Source organism: Asticcacaulis endophyticus (genome assembly GCF_014652575.1).
In the GTDB taxonomy this organism is placed as follows: Bacteria; Pseudomonadota; Alphaproteobacteria; order Caulobacterales; family Caulobacteraceae; genus Asticcacaulis; species Asticcacaulis endophyticus.
Genome location: NZ_BMZB01000001.1, coordinates 183,722 through 200,115, shown reverse-complemented (window position 1 = coordinate 200,115; position 16,394 = coordinate 183,722). Strand labels below are relative to the sequence as shown.

12 protein-coding genes are annotated in these 16,394 nt (G+C 57.5%); 5 read left to right on the top strand and 7 right to left on the bottom strand.

The genetic code is table 11. The annotated features are described in order from the left end of the window. Positions 1 to 234: 234 nt before the first annotated feature. Positions 235 to 3,006 carry an exo-rhamnogalacturonan lyase family protein gene (locus tag IE102_RS00935; protein WP_189484506.1) on the top strand — a complete coding sequence of 924 codons (2,772 nt, stop codon included), beginning with the start codon at positions 235 to 237 and terminating at the stop codon, positions 3,004 to 3,006. Beyond that, positions 3,003 to 4,877, top strand: a complete 1,875-nt coding sequence (locus IE102_RS00930; RefSeq protein ID WP_189484505.1) for a glycoside hydrolase family 2 protein — start codon at positions 3,003 to 3,005, stop codon at positions 4,875 to 4,877. Before IE102_RS00935 ends, IE102_RS00930 begins: the two co-directional genes overlap by 4 nt. Here IE102_RS00930 and IE102_RS00925 read toward each other — a convergent pair. From IE102_RS00925 to ccmA, 6 genes are all read right to left on the bottom strand, one after another. Next, positions 4,864 to 5,247, bottom strand: coding sequence for a hypothetical protein (locus IE102_RS00925; RefSeq protein WP_189484504.1), 384 nt, complete (start codon positions 5,245 to 5,247; stop codon positions 4,864 to 4,866). The genes IE102_RS00930 and IE102_RS00925 overlap by 14 nt on opposite strands. Before the next feature lie 40 nt (positions 5,248 to 5,287). After that, positions 5,288 to 5,809 (bottom strand): redoxin family protein, encoded by a 522-nt coding sequence (locus IE102_RS00920; protein ID WP_189484503.1) that lies wholly within the window; start codon positions 5,807 to 5,809, stop codon positions 5,288 to 5,290. After that, positions 5,806 to 5,976 (bottom strand): heme exporter protein CcmD, encoded by a 171-nt coding sequence (gene ccmD / locus IE102_RS00915; protein WP_189484502.1) that lies wholly within the window; start codon positions 5,974 to 5,976, stop codon positions 5,806 to 5,808. The genes IE102_RS00920 and ccmD overlap by 4 nt, the downstream gene beginning before the upstream one ends. 9 nt (positions 5,977 to 5,985) lie before the next feature. Next, positions 5,986 to 6,705, bottom strand: coding sequence for a heme ABC transporter permease (locus IE102_RS00910; protein ID WP_189484501.1), 720 nt, complete (start codon positions 6,703 to 6,705; stop codon positions 5,986 to 5,988). Positions 6,706 to 6,774: 69 nt separating this feature from the next. Next, on the bottom strand, positions 6,775 to 7,464 hold the full coding sequence (gene ccmB / locus IE102_RS00905; protein WP_189484500.1) for a heme exporter protein CcmB: 690 nt from the start codon (positions 7,462 to 7,464) through the stop codon (positions 6,775 to 6,777). Next, a complete protein-coding gene (gene ccmA, locus IE102_RS00900; protein ID WP_189484499.1) occupies positions 7,454 to 8,104 on the bottom strand; it encodes a heme ABC exporter ATP-binding protein CcmA in 651 nt (216 codons plus the stop codon). Before ccmA ends, ccmB begins: the two co-directional genes overlap by 11 nt. A gap of 222 nt (positions 8,105 to 8,326) precedes the next feature. On the opposite strand from ccmA, the gene acnA reads away from it, so the two are divergent. From acnA to IE102_RS00885, 3 genes are all read left to right on the top strand, one after another. Then, the gene (acnA, locus tag IE102_RS00895; protein ID WP_189484498.1) at positions 8,327 to 11,017 is read left to right on the top strand and encodes an aconitate hydratase AcnA; all 2,691 of its coding nucleotides are present in this window, start codon (positions 8,327 to 8,329) and stop codon (positions 11,015 to 11,017) included. A gap of 111 nt (positions 11,018 to 11,128) precedes the next feature. Continuing rightward, positions 11,129 to 13,711: a bifunctional aconitate hydratase 2/2-methylisocitrate dehydratase gene (acnB, locus tag IE102_RS00890; protein ID WP_189484497.1), complete on the top strand. Its 2,583-nt coding sequence runs from the start codon at positions 11,129 to 11,131 to the stop codon at positions 13,709 to 13,711. Positions 13,712 to 14,130: 419 nt separating this feature from the next. Continuing rightward, entirely contained in the window at positions 14,131 to 14,469 is a 339-nt protein-coding gene (locus tag IE102_RS00885; RefSeq protein ID WP_189484496.1) for a DUF2794 domain-containing protein, read from the top strand. Here IE102_RS00885 and IE102_RS00880 read toward each other — a convergent pair whose 3' ends face one another. Next, a complete protein-coding gene (locus IE102_RS00880; protein ID WP_189484495.1) occupies positions 14,470 to 16,110 on the bottom strand; it encodes an ArnT family glycosyltransferase in 1,641 nt (546 codons plus the stop codon). It lies immediately after the preceding gene. Positions 16,111 to 16,394 lie beyond the last annotated feature (284 nt).

The following is a 16,394-nucleotide window of genomic DNA, read 5'->3' as shown; positions in this document are numbered from 1 at the left end:
AAGATTGCCCCTGTTTTATTTTTATAAGTAAAATTATTTTATTCATATGAAATGCTATTTCCGGTGACTTGGCAAGCCGTTGTGATTGATATTGACATGTCTTGCGTAATGGCGTCTTTTTTAATCAAGATCGGCCATTGGTTTGACCAATTTTGCGCCGGAAAAGTACAACGCGTGCGTATAAGCTATAAGTGCGGCAGCAGGGGCCGATAACACGCCAATAAGGTAGGGCATATGTCTTCACAATTTATCTCACGTCGTCACATGTTGCAGTCGGCGGCGGCTTTCGGCGCGGTGGCGTTTGCCGCCGGTAATGCTATGTCGGCCAGTGCGGCTACAGGGCAGGTTTCTGGCAAGGGCAAGCCGGTATCGGCCACGCCTTTGTCATGGATGGATAAGGTGGCACCGAACCGCTTTGATGGCACGACGATGGGGGTTCCGTGGCCGCGCGGGACGGTGAAGGCCGCTCAGGCGTTGAAACTCACCGGAGCCGACGGGCAGGAAGTGGCGTCGCAGTCGTGGCCGCTGGCCTACTGGCCGGACGGGTCGCTGAAATGGTCGGCCCATGCGGTCGCCGGTTCCGAGGGCCTTACGGGCGCATCTGTGGTGATGGGTAAGCCTAAAGTACCGGCCAATGCCGTGCGCGTCACCCAAACCCCGGCGTTGATCACTATCAAATCCGGCGATCTGACCTGGCAGGTGCCGACGTCGGGTGAGGCCCTGATTGCCTCAGCCACCAAGGCCGGGCGCACGACCTTGCGCGACATGAAGCTGGTGGCGCGCTCTCAGGATCAGGCTGATCTCGAAGCGACCGGCAGCGTCACCCAATCTCAGTTCACCTCAAAAGTCACCAAGGTCACGGTCGAACAAACCGGGCCTGTGCGGGCTGTGCTTAAGGTCGAAGGCACGCACTCAGGTCAAGCGGGGGGCGGCGGTGGCCGCGACTGGCTGCCGTTTTCGGTGCGGCTCTATTTCTATGCGGGTACGCAAAGTGTGCGTATCGTCCATAGCTTCATCTTTGACGGCGACCCTTTCAAAGACTTTATCCGTGGCCTAGGGGTGACGGCGAAGGTCGCCATGTCGGACGAGACCTATAACCGCCATATCCGCCTGTCGGGCGAAGGTGTCGGTGTGTGGGGTGAGGCGGTCAAGCCGCTGACGGGCCTGCGTCGTCAGGCGGGTAAAAAGGCTCAGGCCGCCCAGATTGCCGGTGAGGCGGTCAGGATTGACGACATCGCCAAGCCCGTTCAGGACGGTCTGAAATGGATTCCGGAATGGGGTGATTTCTCGCTGTCGCAACTGACACCCGATGGCTTTACGCTTAAAAAACGCACCGAAAAAGGTCACGCCTGGATCGACTCCAATGCCGGGTCGCGCACCAAGGGGCTGGGTTATGTCGGTGGGGCTGCCGGTGGCGTGGCGCTGGGCTTCAAGGACTTCTGGCAACGCTCGCCGACGGCCATCGATATCCGCAACGCCCATACCGATCTGGCGGAGATCACGGCCTGGCTGTGGTCGCCGGACGCACCGGCCATGGATGTGCGCCCCTATCGCTCGGCCGGTGAAATGGACACCCATCCCGAGGAGATCGAAGGGTTGAACATCACCTATGAGGACTACGAAAAGGGCTGGGATACCGCGCACGGTGTGGCACGGACCTCTGAGCTTAATCTGTGGGTGCTGCCGACGACGCCGAGCCATGAGGTCTTTTCCGGCATGGCCGAACGTGTCGCCAATCCGCCGCGCCTGATGGTCTCGCCGGAGCGCATCCATGCCGCCGGTGTGTTTGGTGACTGGGATGTGGTCAATGCTACGACGCCGGCCCGTAAAATCCTCGAAGACCGTCTGACCTATCAGATCGACTATTATATGCAGCAGGTCGAGGCTCACCGCTGGTACGGGTTCTGGACCTACGGCGATGTCATGCACACCTATGACGCCGACCGGCACATGTGGCGCTATGATATCGGCGGCTATGCGTGGGACAATTCCGAACTCTCGACCGATCTGTGGATCTGGTACACCTATCTGAGAACCGGGCGGGCCGATGTCTTTAAGTTCGGTGAAGCCATGACCCGCCAGACCGGCGAGGTCGATGTCTATCATCTGGGGCGCTTCAAAGGCTTTGGCACCCGGCATGGCGTGCAGCCGTGGTCGGACTCGTCCAAGCAGCCGCGGGTGTCAAACGCCGCTTACCGGCGCATCTATTACTTCCTGACCGCCGATGAGCGGGTGGGCGATTTGATGCGTGATTTGAATGAATCCGACTTCTCGCTCAAGAACGTCGATATTTCGCGTAAATTGCCGCCGTCGGCAGAACGCGCAACCCCCGAAGGCGTTGTTAATTCCTCGTTTGGCACGTCGTGGGGATCGTTCATTTCGGCCTGGCTGACCGAGTGGGAGCGCACGGGCGATACCAAATGGCGCGACCGGATCATCAATGGCATGGTCACGATCGGGGGCCTTAAGCGCCGCTGGTTTGCGTCATCGGCGCCTTACGATCTCAAGACCGGTAAGTTCCTGGGCGAAGGCGACTATATCGCCATTTCGCACCTGAATGGTGTTTTCGGCGTGGTTGAGATGAGTTCCGAACTGTTGTCGCTGATTGATGAGCCGCTCTACCGTAAGGCCTGGCTGGAATATTGCCGCTATTACAATGCGCCCAATGATGAGCTTCAGACCCTGCTTGGCACCGTGCCGCGTGGGCGTAATTTACGCGATTCCCATTCGCGCCTGACGGCCTATGCGGCCTATCATGAAAACGACAAAGTGCTGGCCATGCGGGCGTGGAGCGAGTTCTTCGGTAACGAAGGGCGCGAATCCGACGGCGGTTTGGGTCGCCGCACCACCCGCATTGACGGGGTGGCGACGCTGCGGCCACTGGATGAGGACAACAGCCTCTCGACCAATGGCACGGCGCAATGGGGTCTGGCGGCGATCCAGAATATGGCCCTGATTGGTGACAGCCTTGATGAAGCCGCAACACTTGCCGGAGTTGTAAAATGAACCGGCGTGATCTGATTAAGGCCAGCGTCGCGGTCGCGGCCCTGCTGCCGGGCGCGTCCGCGTGGGCGCAAGGGACAGCGTCATCGGTTGCCAAACCCAACATCGTTTTGGCCAATGCCACGGCACGCACAAAGCTTGACCTGTCCGGTGAGTGGCATGTGTCGATTGATCCGTACCGCGCCGGTTTGGTCGATGCGGTCGGTGATCCGTCAAAGCCGCGTCACTGGCGCTATGCTGATGTTCACGTTGAGGACGCCGAGGTTAAAAACCCCGGCACCTTCTTTGAGCAGGACATGCGCCGCTCAGACACCGTGACCCTGCCCGGATCGTGGAACGCGCAAAGGCCGGAGTGGCGCTATTATGACGGATTGATGTGGTATCAGCGGGCATTTGAGGCGCAAGCTGAAGCCGGAAAGCGGGCGTTTCTTTATTTCGAGGCGTCTAACTATACCACCCATGTTTATCTGAATGGTAAGAAACTGGGCGTCCATGTCGGCGGGTTCACGCCGTTCGCGTTTGAAGTCACTGAGGTGCTGCGCGACGGCGAAAACCGCGTGACCCTTGGGGTCGATTCTGAACATGACGCCAATGCCGTGCCGCCGGTCATTACCGATTGGGATATTTACGGCGGCGTGACCCGTCCGATCCGCTTTATCACCACGCCCCTGACCTATATCGATGATGCCTTTGTGCGGCTGGGTAAGGATGGGATTATCCGAGCGTCGGTTACGCTTAACGGGGCCGCAGCGGCGAACCAGAAGGTGGTGCTGACCATCAAGGGGCTAAAGGCGCTTACGGCCACGACTGATGGCAATGGCCGGGCTGAACTGAGCGTCAAGGCGCCGAAATCGCTTAAATTATGGACACCGGAAACCCCGACCCTGCATGAGGTGCGTATCGAAGCCGCCGGTGATGTATTCACCGACCGCATCGGGTTCCGAACGGTTGAGGTCAGGGGTGAGGATATTCTGCTCAATGGTAAGCCGATTTTCCTGCGCGGTATTTCCCACCATGAAGAAGAGATTGGCACCAACCCCGCTCGCGTCATCACCGAAGACGCAGCGCGCAGGCTTCTGACCGAGATCAAGACCGGCCTGAACGGCAACTATGTCCGCCTGTCGCACTATCCGCACTCAGAGGTTACGGTGCGACTATGTGATGAGATGGGGCTGTTGGTATGGAGCGAAATTCCGGTCTATTGGGCGGTTAATTTTGGTAATCCCGATACGCTGAAAACCGCGCAAACCATGCTGACCGAAAATATCCTACGCGATCGTAACCGGGCGTCGGTCATCATCTGGTCGATCGCCAATGAGACGCCGCAAACTGAGGTGCGCAATAAATTTTTACGGACGCTGGCACAAACGGCCCGTGATCTGGATGAAACCCGTCTGGTCAGTGCCGCGCTTTTGGTTGAGCGCAAAATCGTCGATGGCCACATCGATATGCACATCGATGATCCGCTCATACCCGCGCTCGATATCATGTCGGTCAATACCTATAACGGCTGGTACGGCGATGATAAGCTGGAGGCCCTGCCGTCGACCGTGTGGCGGGCCGATGGCAAAAAGCCGATGATCTTTTCCGAGTTCGGGGCGGACTCTAAGGCCGGGTTCCATGACCCGCAGCTTAAGCGCAAATTCTCAGAGGAATATCAGGCTGACTATTATCGCTATACGCTGGCGATGGCCGATAAGATACCTAACTTACGCGGTCTGTCGCCGTGGATCTTGAAGGATTTTCAGGCCCCGCGCCGTCAGCATCCGGTCTATCAGCAGGGCTGGAACCGCAAGGGCGTGATTTCAGAAACCGGCGAACGTAAGCTGGCGTTCAATGTCCTGTCGGATTATTACAAAACTAAAGCGGGTTAGAAGGTGGCTTAGCCTTACGCCTCTTTAGCCAGTTTTCGAAAATTTGACTCAATAGTGTTATGGCGTATATGGCTGGAAGCGCCATAAGCGCTGATAAGACGTTTTTCTGTAAAGCTTGATCAAAGTCTACGTTAAATAAAATTAGTAGACTTAACCCCGTTGCTCCGAAAACAGCATAAATCAGTAGCCAGACCACTAACAGTTTTAAGGCTATATTTTTAATTGATTCTAAAGCCTTAGAGTCTGTTGATAAGCTATCGAGATCGAAACCCCGTGACTTCAGCTTCTCCTTAATGATCCAGAATATGATCGCGAAAAAACCGAAAATAAAAACCGTCGCTGTCAATACTTTTATTTCTACGAATGACACTGTGAGCCCCCTCGTTCATTGGTCATAATTATAAATTGTATTATTTGATTTTAGCCATCAGATCATCGGACCGTTGCTGATCCAGTGGGCCGGTGACCTTATCAATAATTACCCCGTCCGGGCTTACGATATAGGTTTCGGGCACACCTGAAATGCCAAGGTCCAGTCCCATATCGCCCGGTTCATCGCTGATGACCACGGCATAGGGATCACGGTGCTTAACGAGGTAATTCAGGCTGTTTACCGGTGTGTCTTTGTAGGCAATGCCGATGATGACAGCACCTTTTGATTTCATATCGAGCAGAAACGGATGTTCGGCCAGACAGGGCGTACACCAGGATGCAAAGATATTGACCACGATGGGTTTATCGTAAGTCGCCGCAAGGGTTTTCAGGTCGCGCAGTTCGGCGGTTTTCAGATCGGGCAGGGCGCGCATCGGCACAGGCTGCCCGACCAGCTCACGCGGCTGGTATTCGGTTTTTTTGTGAAAATTGAAGTAGCCGAACACGCCCACCAGAGCGGCCAGCACGATCAGCGGAATGAAAGCCAGCAGCCGTTTCATGCGTCAGGTTTTGCGACATCTTTGAGCGCATCCTGAAGGGCGTCGAGTTTTGTCTTTTGCACGCTGCGGGCGCGTAGGGATGCTATGATGAGCGCGGTCAGTGCTACAAAGGTCGCGCCATAGCAACCCCAGACGTAGAACCCGTATTTGCCCATATCGAGGTCCATCAGAACACCTTATTGGAAGCTCAGGCGCGCCCGCAGGGTGCGGTAGCGGCGGGTTATGATCTCAGCATCTATGCGCACCAGCCACAGCCAGACGAACAGGGCCTTGAACGCTAGCGCCATAACCAGCAGCGGCCACAGCATGTCGGGGGCAATGGTCGGACCGTCCATCCGTACCACCGACGTGCCCTGATGCAGGGTGTTCCACCAGTCGACGGAAAACTTGATAATCGGCAAATTAACCAACCCGACCAGCGCCAGAATGGCTGTCGATTTCGCGGCGCGCACTTCATCGTCGATCGAGGCATGCAGGGCGATATAGCCGATATAAAATAAAAACAGCACCAGCACCGACGTCATGCGCCCGTCCCATTCCCACCATGTCCCCCACATCGGCTTACCCCACAAAGACCCGGTGATCAGCGCCAGAGCCGTGAAAACCGCACCAATGGGGGCGGCGGCCTTGGCGGCGGCATCGGCCAGCGCGTGACGGAAAATCAGCCCAAAGAAAGAGGCGATGCCCATAATCAGGTAAACCATCATTGCCATCCATGCCGCGGGCACATGCAGGTACATGATGCGCACCGTGTCGCCTTGCTGATAATCTTCGGGCGAGGCAAAGCACAGGTACAGCCCCCAGACGAACAACGCTGCCGCCAGCCCGCCAATATAGGGGCGGATCGGGGCAAAGACGCGCGTAAATCGCTCAGGGTTAGCCAGCCAGGTGATCATGGTTTCGACATAGGGCTTTTGAGGCTTTCGGACAAGTCTCTTAAGAACTCCCCTGCATCAGGGGAAGTTCTAGTTGAGCGCGCTTTTGAGCGCAGCCCCCATCGCAATCGGCCCCAGCGCCAGCGCGAACAGGGCGTAGGCGGTCAGCAAACTCAAGGCCTGAACAACCGGTGCGCCGGTAAGATAAGCCTGCATCAGACCCGCACCAAAAATGACTGGCGGCACATAGAACGGCAGCACCAGCAGCGCGATCAGAACGCCGCCCTTGCGGGTGCCGAGGCTCAAAGACGCGCCGATCCCGCCGATGATAGCAAAGCTTAAACTGCCAAGGATGGCGGCGATCAGGCTGATAAACGCGGCATCCACCGGTGCGCCCAGAATAATCATGACAAATGGCGTCAACACGGCCAGCATGAGCCCGGTGCCCAGCCACTGGGCCAGGCATTTCAGCAGGGCGATGACTTCCATAGGTAGCGGCCCAAGGCGCAAAATGTCAAACAAACCGTCTTCGTAATCGCGCTCAAACAGTCGCTCCAGCGACAGCAGCGAGGCCAGCGCCAGACATAACCACGTCAGGCCGGGGGCGACCCGCGACAACGTGCCGCTGTCGGAACCGAGGCTTAGCGGGATCATGGCCATCAGGGTCAGATAAAACCCAACCGCCAAAAGCGGCCCGCCGCCGCGGGTCAGGGATAGGCTGAGGTCCCGTTTCAGAAGGGACAGGGCGGCATGGGGGCCTGCATTGATCTTAGTCGACAAGGGCTACCTCCTGCGCAGATATGTCAGGCCGTGTCAGGTGGACAATGCGCGTCTCAAACGGCAGCGGGTCATGGACCGCGGCGATAATGATGCCGCCGTCACTTAAATGATCCTGCATCAGGCGCGCCGCCACATCGCGCTGATCGGCATCGAGTGGCGACATCGGCTCATCCAGCAACCAGACCGGGCGTTGCGCAATCAGCAACCTTGCGAAGGACACTCGGCGTTTCTGACCGGCGGACAGCAGCCGCGTTTCCAGATCCAGCAGAGGCGACAGGTTTAAGTATTGGACTGCAAATTGATAATTATTCTCATTTGCGTTTAAGTATTGCGCCTGAAACCTAAGCTCCTGCTCTGTGGTTCGCGTCGGGCTTAACGCATCCTGATGACCCAGATAGTGGATCAATTCTGTGCGAAATCTTACGGGATCAATCGGGCCGCCCGCGTCAGAGGCTGAGATTTTACCCGCGTGAGGTGAAAAAAAACCGGCTATGGCGCGCAGGAGCGTGGTTTTGCCGACGCCGTTTTGGCCGGTCAGGCTTATGGCGTCGCCACTTCCTACTTCCAGATTCAGATTGGAAATCAGAAGGTTATAGCCTTTTCTCAGGCTGATGTTATCAAGTGTCACGCTCAGCGACATGAAAACGACGTCCCGTTCACCCAAAATAACCCGAAAATATGTTGGGGCCTTAATAGACGAAAAGCCATAACAAGTTTAGAAGGGCAATTGACCGCCTGACTTTGGCATCGCGTCGCGTAAGCGTGGAACCCTGTGAGTTCCCCTTTCATGCGCGCGATCAAGAGACAAAAAATGGCCATCGGGGCTGTTTGTAGGGGCGGTCACATTGAAAAGGAAGCTAAAATGTCTTCACTCGACAGCTTTAAGTCGCATGCCACCCTAGAGGTTGGCGATAAATCCTACGATTATTATAGTCTGCCTGCCGCCGAAGCCGAAGGCCTTGGCAATGTGTCGCGTCTGCCGGCATCGCTGAAGGTGCTGCTGGAGAATCTGCTGCGCAACGAAGACGGCGTATCGGTCACCAAGGCCGACATTCAGGCCATTGCCAACTGGGTTGACAATAAGGGCTCGGTCGAGCACGAAATCTCCTTCCGTCCGGCGCGCGTGCTGATGCAGGATTTCACCGGCGTGCCCGCCGTGGTTGACCTTGCCGCCATGCGCGATGCGATGGTCAAGCTGGGCGCCGATCCGGCCAAGATCAATCCGCTCAACCCGGTGGATCTGGTGATCGACCACTCGGTCATGATCGACTATTTCGGCACCGCCGATGCGGCCACAAAGAATGTCGAACGCGAATATGAGCGTAATATTGAGCGCTATAACTTCCTGCGCTGGGGCTCCTCGGCGTTCAATAATTTCCGCGTGGTGCCTCCCGGCACCGGCATCTGTCACCAAGTCAATTTGGAATATCTGGCGCAAACCGTGTGGACCAATGTGGCCGAGGGCAAGACGATTGCCTATCCCGATACGGTCGTCGGCACGGACTCGCACACTACTATGATCAACGGCCTGAGCGTTCTCGGTTGGGGCGTGGGCGGGATCGAAGCCGAAGCCGCTATGCTGGGCCAGCCGATCCCGATGCTGATCCCCGAAGTGATCGGCTTTAAGGTGACGGGTAAGCTGCCGGAAGGGGCGACCGCCACCGACTTGGTGCTCACCATCACCCAGATGCTGCGTAAAAAAGGCGTGGTCGGCAAGTTCGTTGAATATTTCGGTAACGGCCTGCTGTCGCTGACCCTCGAAGATCAGGCAACGATTGCCAATATGGCGCCGGAATATGGCGCAACCTGCGGCTTCTTCCCGATCTCACAGGCGACGATTGATTACCTTACCGCCTCCAACCGTGAGCCTGAGCGCGTGGCGCTGGTTGAAGCCTATGCCAAGGCGCAAGGCCTGTGGCTTGATCCGGAAAATGATCCGGTATTCACCGACACGTTAGAGCTTGATCTGTCGACCGTCGTGCCGTCGCTGGCGGGCCCGAAGCGTCCACAAGACCGCGTGCTACTGACCGAAGCGGCGTCAGAATTTGCCAAGTCTCTGGCCGGTGAGTTCGGCAAGGGCGGCGAAGCCTCCAAAGAAGTCGCCGTAGCAGGCACCGACTACAGCATAAATCACGGCGATGTCGTGATTGCCGCCATCACGTCCTGCACCAATACCTCCAACCCGTCGGTTTTGATCGCCGCCGGTCTGGTGGCCCGCAAGGCGCGCGCGTTGGGTCTGATGTCCAAGCCGTGGGTCAAGACCTCATTGGCGCCCGGCTCCAAGGTCGTGACCGATTATCTCGATGCGTCCGGCCTGTCGGCCGATCTCGATGCGCTCGGCTTTAACCTGACCGGCTATGGCTGCACGACCTGCATCGGTAACTCCGGCCCGCTGCCGGAAGCCGTATCGGCCGCCATCACCGAAGGCGATCTGGTGGCGGCATCCGTGCTGTCCGGCAACCGCAATTTCGAAGGCCGCGTCAATCCGGATGTGCGCGCCAACTACCTGGCCTCACCGCCGCTGGTGGTGGCCTATGCCATCGCCGGTTCGCTCAATGTCGATATCGCGGTGGATGCGCTTGGCACAGGCTCAAATGGTGAGCCCGTTTACCTTAAGGACATCTGGCCGTCGAACGCGGAAATTGCCGAAATCCAGCGCGCCCACGTCACGCTTGATAAGTTCAAGTCCCGCTATTCAGATGTGTTCTTAGGCGATGAGCACTGGCAGGCCATTAAGGTCTCCGGCGGTCAGACCTATGACTGGGAAGGCTCATCGACCTACGTCGCTAACCCGCCCTATTTCGAAGGCATGACCATGACCCCTGAAAAGGTCACGGACATTGTCGAAGCGCGTGTACTGGGTATCTTTGGCGACTCGATCACGACCGACCACATTTCGCCGGCCGGTTCGATCAAGAAAACCTCGCCTGCCGGTCAATGGCTGACCGAACACGGTGTCGAAGCATCGGAGTTCAACTCTTACGGCGCCCGTCGTGGTCACCACGAAGTCATGATGCGCGGCACCTTTGCCAATATCCGCATCCGCAACAAGATCACGCCGGAAATCGAAGGCGGGGTGACTAAGCACTTCCCGTCGGGCGATGTCATGCCGATCTATGACGCCGCCATGCGTTATAAGGGCGAAGGCCGTCCGCTGGTGATCTTTGCCGGTAAGGAATACGGCACAGGTTCGTCGCGTGACTGGGCCGCCAAGGGCACGCGCCTTCAGGGCGTGCGCGCCGTGATCTCAGAGTCGTTTGAACGCATCCACCGCTCTAACCTTGTCGGCATGGGCGTGCTGCCCTTGCAGTTCAAGGTCGATGGCTGGGCCAAGCTTGGCTTGACCGGTGAAGAAATCGTCACCATTCGCGGGCTTGAAAACGTCCAGCCACGTCAGGAACTGATTGTTGAGCTGTTCCGCCCATCGGACGGCAAGATGGCGCGTTTCCCGGTGCGTTGCCGCATCGATACCCCGACGGAACTGGAATACTACCGCAATGGCGGTGTTATGCCCTATGTCCTGAGAAACCTCGCGCGCGTATCTGCCGACTAAGCCTTTTAGCCCCGCCGGTTTTTGCCGCGCGGGGTTTTTCCTGTTCAATTTTTCGCATTTGCGATATGGCATGGATGATCCGTGCCCGACATTCATTCAAGGTTTTCTCCCATGCTTGAAGCTTACCGCGCCCATGTAGCCGAACGCGCCGCTCTGGGTATTCCGCCCTTAGCCCTGACCGCCATTCAAACCGCCGAAGTCATCGAACTGATCAAAAACCCACCTGCCGGTGAAGCCGATTTCCTGCTCGACCTGATCACTTACCGCGTCCCTCCCGGTGTGGACGATGCGGCTCAGGTTAAGGCGTCGTTCCTATCGGCTGTGGCGCACGGTGATTTTCCGGTTGAGCTGATCTCGCGCGAGCGCGCGACCGAACTGCTCGGCACCATGGTCGGCGGATATAACGTCAAGCCGCTGATTGATCTTTTGACCGATGCGGTGGTGGGCAAGATCGCCGGTGAGGCGCTCAAGAAAACCCTGTTGATGTTCGACTTCTTCCACGATGTCGCCGAACTGGCCAAGGGCGGTAACGCCAATGCCAAAGAGGTTGTGCAGTCGTGGGCCGATGCCGAATGGTTCACCTCGCGCCCCAAGGTCCCCGAACGAATTACGGTCACCGTCTTCAAGGTCACTGGTGAGACCAACACTGACGACCTGTCGCCCGCCCCCGATGCCTGGTCGCGCCCGGATATCCCCCTGCATTATCTGGCCATGCTGAAAAACACCCGCGACGGCATCACCCCCGAAGAAGACGGCAAGCGCGGCCCGATCAAGTTTATCGAAGACCTGAAGATGAAGGGCCATCTGGTCGCCTATGTTGGCGATGTGGTCGGCACCGGCTCGTCGCGCAAATCGGCGACCAATTCGGTTATCTGGGCGACCGGCGAAGACATTCCTTACGTGCCGAATAAGCGCTTCGGCGGCGTGACCCTGGGCGGCAAGATCGCGCCGATCTTCTTTAACACCCAGGAAGATTCCGGCGCACTGCCGATCGAAGTCGATGTCACGGATTTCCACATGGGCGATGTCATCGACATCTATCCCTATGCCGGAAAGATCGAAAAGAACGACGTCAAGGTCGCCGATTTTTCGCTGAAATCTCATGTTATTCTGGATGAGGTTCAGGCTGGTGGCCGTATTAATTTGATCATAGGCCGCTCGCTGACCGCCAAGGCGCGTGAGTTTCTGGGCCTGCCCGCCTCGACCGAGTTCCGTCTGCCGGTGCCGCCCGCAGGCTCGGATAAAGGCTTTACCCTGGCGCAAAAAATGGTCGGTAAGGCCTGTGGTCTGGGTGAAGGCCAAGGCATCCGTCCCGGCACCTATTGCGAGCCGAAGATGACGACGGTCGGCTCTCAGGACACGACCGGCCCAATGACCCGCGATGAGTTGAAAGACCTCGCCTGCCTGGGTTTCTCGGCAGATCTCGTTATGCAGTCCTTCTGTCACACGGCGGCCTATCCGAAGCCGGTCGATGTCAAAACTCACCGCGAACTGCCCGCCTTTATCTCCAACCGTGGCGGGGTTGCCCTGCGTCCCGGCGATGGGGTTATCCACTCCTGGCTGAACCGTCTGCTGCTGCCCGATACGGTTGGCACTGGCGGTGACTCGCACACCCGCTTCCCGATCGGGATTTCTTTCCCGGCCGGTTCGGGCCTTGTGGCCTTTGGTGCGGCGACCGGTGTTATGCCGCTCGATATGCCGGAGTCCGTTCTGGTGCGTTTCAAAGGCGCGTTGCAACCGGGCATCACCCTGCGTGATCTGGTCCACGCCATCCCGTACTACGCCATCAAGCAGGGTCTGCTGACGGTCGCCAAGGCGGGTAAGGTCAATGAATTCTCCGGGCGGATTCTGGAAATCGAAGGACTGCCGAACCTGAAGGTCGAACAGGCGTTTGAGCTGTCCGATGCGTCGGCGGAGCGTTCTGCGGCGGGTTGCACCGTCAAGCTCAACAAAGAACCGATTATCGAATATATGACTTCGAACATCGTGCTGATGAAGAACATGATTGCGGACGGTTATGCCGATGCCCGCACGCTCAGCCGCCGCATCAAGGCGATGGAAGACTGGATCGCTGATCCGGTGCTGATGGAGCCTGATGCCGATGCCGAATATGCCTACATCATCGACATCGACCTGAATGAGATCGTTGAGCCGATCCTGTGTGCCCCGAACGATCCGGACGATGCGCGCCTGCTGTCCGAAGTGGCGGGTACACACATCGACGAAGTGTTTATCGGTTCGTGTATGACCAATATCGGTCACTTCCGGGCGGCGTCTCTGCTGCTTAAGGATAAGAAGGACATTCCGACCCGTCTGTGGGTAGCCCCCCCGACCAAGATGGATGCCGCCGAACTGACCAAGGAAGGCCACTACAACGTGCTGGGGACTGCCGGTGCGCGTATGGAAATGCCGGGCTGTTCGCTGTGCATGGGCAATCAGGCTCAGGTGCGCGAAGGTGCGACGGTGGTCTCAACCTCGACCCGCAACTTCCCGAACCGCTTGGGTAAGAACGCCAACGTCTTCCTCGCCTCGGCGGAACTATCAGCCATTGCCTCAAAGCTTGGCCGCCTGCCGACCTTAGAGGAATATCATGCCGATATGGGTGTGGTGAATGCGGCGGGCACAAGCGTCTACCGCTATATGAACTTTGATCAGATCGAAGAATATGCCGAAGCGGCCAAGGCCTACGTTTAGCAGGGACTTAGTCCCTGCACCCGAAACTTAAACTCAAGCCCCATCGGAAACGGTGGGGCTTTTTCTTTGAGCTGAAAACGCAAAAAACGCCTGTGCCAAGGGGATGAAGCACAAGCGCTTTTGATGCGTTTAGTTTAGTGTTTTTAGAGAGGGGCTCTAAATTTTATCGGTTGAGCCGCCCCGAACCGGTTCGGGCTGTGGGGGGGCTGTTCAGGGGGGAACCCGCTCTTGGCGGCCCAACCGACACAAATATATTTACGCCCCATCCAGGCAAATGAACGGCCAAATTAAGGTCATTTATTGTTAGCTTCATTTTGTTTGGAAACGTGGTTTTAGGGCTTCAAATTGTGCGCGGAGTCTTGCCAATCTGAGCGACTTAGGGCGTACTACAATGGTCTCTATACCCTGACAGGTCTGGCATGAGTATTCAGGATTTGGGTGCCGCCCATCCCGCCCCGCGCGGCCCGGTGTTTTTTGAGCGCAAGGAACTTGAGCTGATCCTGCGCCTGTACGGGCAAAAGGTGGCGGCGGGCGACTGGCGCGATTACGGTATCGATACCTTTACCGATGCCGTGTCGTTTAATGTCTTTCGCCGCACCAGCGAAGCGCCACTTTATCGCATCGAAAAACGCCCGGCCTTAAGTCGCAAACAGGGGGCGTTTGCTGTGTTTAATCAGGCGGGGCTAATCCTGAAACGCGGGCGCGAACTGGCGCCGGTGTTAGCGGTGCTGGATAAGACGAAATTGAACGTGCTCTGACTATTCGTGCACCTTGCCATCGACAATTGGGTGGCCGGTCGCCGGATCACGCGGGGCGCGGGCAAAATCATAACCGTAGAATAGCCGGACATCGCGCAGGCGCTTATGGTCGATCGGCACCTGAACAAGGCGCGGCTCAGAGGTGCGCTTAAAATCCTGACGCATATCGATCACGAAGCGCTCGGTCAGATTGGCCAGCAGCACATGCCGCCCCGTTTCTGCCGTCAGGGGCATGTGGGTTTCGCTGTGGGAGTGGGGGTTGATTTCGCGCACCCAGTTTTTGAGCGGGATATCCGGATGGGCCTTAAACCAGTCGCGGCCGTAATAGGCCATGGAATTATATAAGAACCGGTCGTCGACGGCGATGGCGCTCAAAGGTTCACCGCGCGCCAGGGCGACTTCGGCCTCGGCCAATACGGTTTGGGTCGCCGCCTCCCAGCCGCGGGCGCGCTTCATTCCCGACGCCATGCCCATAGCCTGAGTGGCTTCGGGCGAAGTGATCCCGTACATGAACACGCCCGCGACGGCGACCTGAAAGGCCAGACCGGCCCACAGGGCCACAGCGATTGCCGTTTTCAGCACGCCCTTGCGGCGGTAGGGCAGGGAGGTGATCACCCCGTAAAGCCAGGTCGCCGCCAACAGGCTGCCCGGCACATAGCTTGAGGCCGCCCAGTTGGCATGGGCGCGCGATAGCAGGGCTTGAATAGTGACGAACACCAGCGGCGGCAGGGCAAAACAGATCAGCATCAGGTCGCGGTTACGAGATCCGCCGCCTAGTTCGGTATCCGGTGACACCGACGCGCGGTTAAGGGAAAAGGCGATCAGGCCGATGACCAGCATCCCAAACGGCACCGGGCCGAACACACCGAACTGATGGCTTAAAAATTTAAGCATCGACAGCGGATGGAACAGCGAATCCGCTTGCCAGTTGGCATTGTCGGCGGTGTGGGCCACCGTCTGAAAGCCGTGGGTGGCGTTCCAGATGATGTTGGGCGCAATCACACAGGCAAAGGTCAACGCCCAGATCAACAGGGCCTGCCATGACCAACGCGACCGGGCGCGGGGATCAAAGGCGGCGTGAATGACCGCCCCCAGCAGAAAATAGAGACAGGCATATTTGCTAAGGAAAGCGCCACCAAATGTCAGGCCCAGCAGGAACGCCAAAAACAGCGGGCGCTTGCCACGGCCATGCAAAAACTCGACATAGACGAGCAGGCTGAGCGACAGGAAAAACAGCAGGCAGGCATCGGTGGAAATGACACCCGAAGATAGTACAACGCCCGGCATCAGGCTATAGATCAGGGCCGCCAGTGCCCCGGTCTTTTCGTTATAAAGCCGCGTGCCCGCAAAGAGTAAGGCCGTGGCCGATCCGGCATGTAATAGCGGCGCAAACAGTCGCACAAACCCCTCACCATTGCCGCCTATAGCGGTCGCCAGATGGATGACCCAGGCGATCATTGGCGGTTTGGAATAGTAGCCGAAATCCAGCTCCCGCGACCACAGCCAGTACTGGGCTTCATCCGGATAGAGATCAAGATAGGTCGTGAACAACAAGGCCACGCGCACGACGGTGAGTGCGGCGATGGCCAACAGGCTTATGTGCGTCAAAGACAGACGGGGGGCGGCGGTATCTGAGGTCATGGCACATCACAAGAAATTGGGGCACATCGCACTATAAAGGCGTGCGTGAGGCGTATCCTAAACCGCGGGCCCTTTCAACGGATAGCTTAAGGCAATCTTGTGACGCGAATATGTGACAATAAAGGCGCATCTGGTTTCCAACGTCACAAATGTCACAAAACCTTTGCAGATTTCGCTCAAAAAGCGGCTGAAAAGCTACTAAAGGATTAACACGTTTTGCACCTGCGAGGTGGCGTGATCCTTCCCGGTCGCCATCTCCACGCGGGTGCGGTGTAGTTTTTAGT